A 4,621-nucleotide genomic window follows, 5' to 3' on the forward strand; every position below is an offset into this window, starting at 1 on the left:
AGAAAGATACGGAGTACTCCAAAAAGAAACCAGGAGCACCAAAAGGTAATAAGAATGCTGTAAATAATCGTGGTGGAGCCAAAAAGGGCAATAAAAATGCTGTTGGTAATTCCGGTGGTTCTGCTCCACTACGTAATGGTAATGCTGCTACACATGGTTTGTATAGAAAGTATTTGCCACAAGAATTATATAATTTAAAAGAAGAGCTAGAGGAAGCAATTAATAATGATCCTTTATCGATTCTATGGGAAAGCATAATGCTGCAACACGCTCAAATCATACATGCTCAACGTATTATGTTTGTTAAAGATAATAAGGACATGACAAAGGAGCTACGTAAGAATAAACTCAGCGAAAGTGGATTTGAAGAAGAGTGGGAAATTCAATTTGCTTGGGATAAACAAGCAAGTTTCTTAAATGCTCAATCTAAGGCGCTTTCTACTTTGTCTGCTCTTATTAAGGATTTTGATAGGTTAGCTAATATAGATGATGAGCGGCGCGCTAAACTTGAATTTATACAGGTTCAAATCGACAAAATTAAATCTAATACTAATAATGATGATAACAATATTGAGCCAGTTGTCATTGTAGACAATATCAGTGGTGATTTAAATGTCTAAAAAGCAAATCGCTGAAATACTTCCACCAGCGTTTCACCAAGTATGGTTAGCCCGTAAATGTAAATCGATATTAAAAATCGTTTGTAAAGGCGGTCGTGGTTCTGGTAAATCTACTGATATATCTATTTGTATTGTGATGGATATTATTCAGTTTCCTGTTACAGTTCTTTGTATACGTAAAGTAAAGGATACAATAAGAGAATCCTGCTATGAGCAAATAAAAGAAGCTATAGAAATACTAGGTGTAGAACATTTATTTCGCTTTAAAGAAAGTCCGATGGAAATTATCTATAAACCGCGTGGAAATAAAATTATATTTCGTGGTGCTGATGATCCTGCAAAAATCAAATCTATTAAGATAGCAAAGTATCCAGTTACTATTGCATGGTTTGAGGAATTGGCCGAATTTAAATTAGAAGAAGATGTTTCTACAATAGAGAAATCCATTTTGCGTAAAGAGCTACAGAATGGATTGCGGTATAAAATGTACTATTCATATAACCCGCCGAAGAGAAAACAATCCTGGGTTAACAAGAAGTTTGAAACGCAATTCAAACCGAAAAATACATTTGTACATCATAGTACGTATCATGATAATCCTCACATTTCTAAACAATTCGTGGAAGAAGCAGAAGAAACAAAAAGACTTAAACCACAGCAATATGAACATGAATATGAAGGGAAACCGACAGGCAGCGGTGTTGTTCCATTTAGTAATCTCACATTCAGACGTATTACAGATGAAGAAATTAAAACATTTGATAATATACGTCAAGGGATTGACTGGGGTTATGGGAATGACGCGCTGTCTTTTGGTCGTATGCATTATGATAAAACACGCAGAAAGCTTTATATATTCGGTGAAATACATGGTGTTAAAATCAGTAACCGCTCGTTAGCTGAAAAAATTAAGCAACTTGGCTGGGATGATGTAGAAATAATTGCGGATTCTTCTGAACCAAAATCAATTGATGAAATGAAAAACGATCATGGTATTAAGAGAATCAAGGGAGCAGTTAAAGGCCCTGGTTCTGTTGAATACGGGGAAAAATGGTTAGATGATTTAGAAGAAATTATAATTGACCCCGAACGTTGTCCAAAAACTGCAGGTGAATTTGAAAATATTGATTATGAAGTTGATAAAGACGGTAATCCGAAAAATAGATTACAAGATAAAGATAATCATAGTATCGATATGACCCGTTACGCATGTGAGGATGATATGAGTAAACGTAAAGTAGTTATGGGTGGGAAGGTTAAAAGAGTGTAGTCGGACATTAATTGTTCGGCTATTTCTTTTGCTCCTTATTAATAGAAGAAAGGAGGACATACAAACGTTATGAGCGACAAGAAAACCATAAAGAATGTAAAAGTATTCGGGATTAACAAAGCTGCAGACGATCCGAAAAATAAGGAAGACCACAGTAAACAAATGACCGTTGACCCATTTGCTCAAATATATGGTGATAAGGGGTTAGTTAAACCTCCTTATGATATGGCGGTATTACTGGAAATAAAGGAAAGTAATCCTATTCATTCTGCTTGTATTAGCGCAAAAGTCGATGATATTGCAGGTGTCGGTTTCGACTTTGCTCCTTTTGAAGAAGTGAAAGAAGCGGCAAGCCAGGAGCAATATAAAAAGTTAAAGGAATTTATGCGGAATTGTAATCCAGAAATGACCAGTTCTGAAATTATAAGGGCTGTATGGGACGATTACGAAACAGTTGGCTGGGGCATTATTGAAGTTGTTCGTAATAACAAAGGTGAACCATCGGAACTATATCACATTCCAGCTCAAACGGTTCGTGCTCATAAAGATAAAGTACGCTTTGCACAAATTGTAAATAACAAAGAACGCTGGTTTAAAAAGTTCGGTTATCCAGATAATTATAGTCTTGTGGATGGTCGTCCTTTAGGTGAGAAGGATATTGCAGAAAACGGAACTGAAAAAGCCGGAGAAGTAATTGTTATTCGTAAATTCGGTTCTCGTTCTTCTTATTATGGGATACCTAATTACGTTAGTTCTATCGGTTCAATAGTAGGCTCTCAAGCGGTGAGAGATTATAATATTAACTTTTTTACAGGAAAGACAATTCCGGATGCTCTGCTATTCCTTGAGGGAGTCGATGAAATAGATCAAGGAACGGAAGATGAATTAAAAGCGTTCTTCTCTGCAGAAACAAAAGGAGAGCATCATAAGTTAGCTGTTGTTCCTGTACCGCCAGGAGCTAAAGCCAGATTAGAAAAAGTTAGCCCGGATGTAAAAGAAGGTAGTTTCCGTTTGTATAAGCAGGATAGTGCAATGGAAATATGCGTAGCGCACCGTGTACCGCCTTATCGTATCGGTTGGGCTATGACAGGTTCATTAGGGCAAACAACTGCTAAAGAAATGAACGAGATGTACAAGCGTTCTATTATTGAGCCTGGTCAAGAAATCTTAGAGCATCGATTGAATAATCAATTGTTCCGTGTGTTTGCTGAAATACTAGGTGGTTTAGATTGGTATTTCAAATTAAACGAAATTGATACGGATGATCGTGAAGCTGATATGCAATATGCAGCTGATGGTTATGAAAAACGTATATTAACACGTAATGAATCCCGTAAAGTAGTAGGTTATGAACCAGTAGCAGATGGGGATACATTCTTTGAAGGTGGAACGGCTGCTTCTCAATTCGAACCTATTGCAAAATCTGCAGACAATGAGCAAGAGAACATAATTGCTATTAATACATTTAGGGAAAAGCATGAAGAAGTAGAAAAGGTCATGCAAAAGAAGGTAGCTGATTTTTTTCCGAACAGGGAAATAGGCTCTTAAACCTGCTTCCCGTAATTCGTATTAATAAAGCAGAGGAAGAGAATGATCTTGTAATTGCAGAAGCGGAAGTTGATGAATTTCTTGATAGTGTGGATTGGGATGAAGAACGACAAATGTTTGTCGATGAAGTCACAGACACTCTGCAAGATGATGTAACCGAGTTTGTACAAAGTGCCATTGCATCAAACGGTTTAACTTGGATGGTATTAGATCCAATTGGTGACATTGCTGCAAAATGGGTAGCTGCTTATGCTTTTGAATTAGCAAAAGGAATCCATGAAACCACTAAAGATAGATTAAGAGAGACAATGTTAAAAAATCTTAGTGAGGGAATGGGAGTCGATGCGTTAAGTGTTTCTATTGCAGATGTAATGTCAGAAGCAAGCAACTACAGAGCAATGATGATTGCACGTACAGAAACAACATATGCAATGAATTACGGAAACTTAATTGCTTATAAAGGTGCAAATAGAAGCAAGAAAACATGGCTTACCGGAAATGATGAGCGTGTTTGTAAAGAATGTGGTGGTTTACATGGTGAAACGGTAGATATTGATGATCTATTTAGTAATGGAAAGATGTGTCCACCAGCTCACCCTCATTGCCGCTGCACTATGATTTCAGAAGAGTAATAAAATACACCTATTTGATTGGGGTTTCATCGTCAAAACGTATACGGCTTTAATTGGCTGCTATGCGTTTTGACAGTGGAACCCCAATATTTATAGGGAAGGAGGTAAAACGATGGGATACGAACTAAAAAACGCCAATATCAGTTATATTTCATTGGTTACAAAGGGCGCTAACGGTCGTCAATTTGCCATTATGAAGAGCGCAACTACTAAACAACCGAATATATCAAAACAAGTTCCAATCCTTAAAACAGAGGAAGAGAAGCAGCTTGTTACAGGTGTGGTATATGAACCAGATGTTGAAGATTCACACGGGGATACAATGACCGCAGAGGAAATTGAAAAGGCTGCATATACTTTTATGGAAAATTACCAACACATCGATAAGCAACATGATGAAATTGCTGGTAAAGGGACAGTTGTTGAAAACTGGATTGCTAAAAGTGATATGACGGTAGGCGAACAAGAAGTAAAAGCTGGAACGTGGCTTATGACTGTTCGTGTTGATGATGCAGACACCTGGGAAGAAATTAAAAAGGGTGAAGTAACCG

General features: G+C 37.1%; 5 protein-coding genes. All 5 read left to right on the top strand.

Annotated elements, in window-relative coordinates:
* A partial coding sequence (gene terS / locus MR079_RS27680; protein ID WP_242295025.1) for a phage terminase small subunit occupies positions 1-620 on the top strand: 620 nt, incomplete at its 5' end.
* The gene (locus tag MR079_RS27685) at positions 613-1,890 is read left to right on the top strand and encodes a PBSX family phage terminase large subunit (RefSeq protein WP_242295026.1); all 1,278 of its coding nucleotides are present in this window, start codon (positions 613-615) and stop codon (positions 1,888-1,890) included. The genes terS and MR079_RS27685, both read left to right, overlap by 8 nt.
* 69 nt (positions 1,891-1,959) lie before the next feature.
* Positions 1,960-3,438 (top strand): phage portal protein, encoded by a 1,479-nt coding sequence (locus MR079_RS27690; protein ID WP_242295027.1) that lies wholly within the window; start codon positions 1,960-1,962, stop codon positions 3,436-3,438.
* Positions 3,439-3,551: 113 nt separating this feature from the next.
* Complete coding sequence (locus MR079_RS27695; protein WP_242295028.1) at positions 3,552-4,070, top strand: phage head morphogenesis protein; 519 nt, start codon at positions 3,552-3,554, stop codon at positions 4,068-4,070.
* 112 nt (positions 4,071-4,182) lie between these two features.
* Positions 4,183-4,621 (top strand): XkdF-like putative serine protease domain-containing protein (locus MR079_RS27700; protein WP_242295029.1); only part of this gene is annotated, 439 nt, incomplete at its 3' end.

The sequence above is a fragment of the Bacillus cereus group sp. BfR-BA-01381 genome (genome assembly GCF_022663555.1).
Taxonomy (GTDB): Bacteria; Bacillota; Bacilli; order Bacillales; family Bacillaceae_G; genus Bacillus_A; species Bacillus_A pacificus.

Excerpts from the sequence above, each read along its gene's own strand:
- MR079_RS27685 (WP_242295026.1), top strand. The coding sequence starts at position 613 with ATGTCTAAAAAGCAAATCGCTGAAATACTTCCACCAGCGTTTCACCAA.
- MR079_RS27690 (WP_242295027.1), top strand. The coding sequence starts at position 1,960 with ATGAGCGACAAGAAAACCATAAAGAATGTAAAAGTATTCGGGATTAAC.
- MR079_RS27695 (WP_242295028.1), top strand. The coding sequence starts at position 3,552 with ATGTTTGTCGATGAAGTCACAGACACTCTGCAAGATGATGTAACCGAG.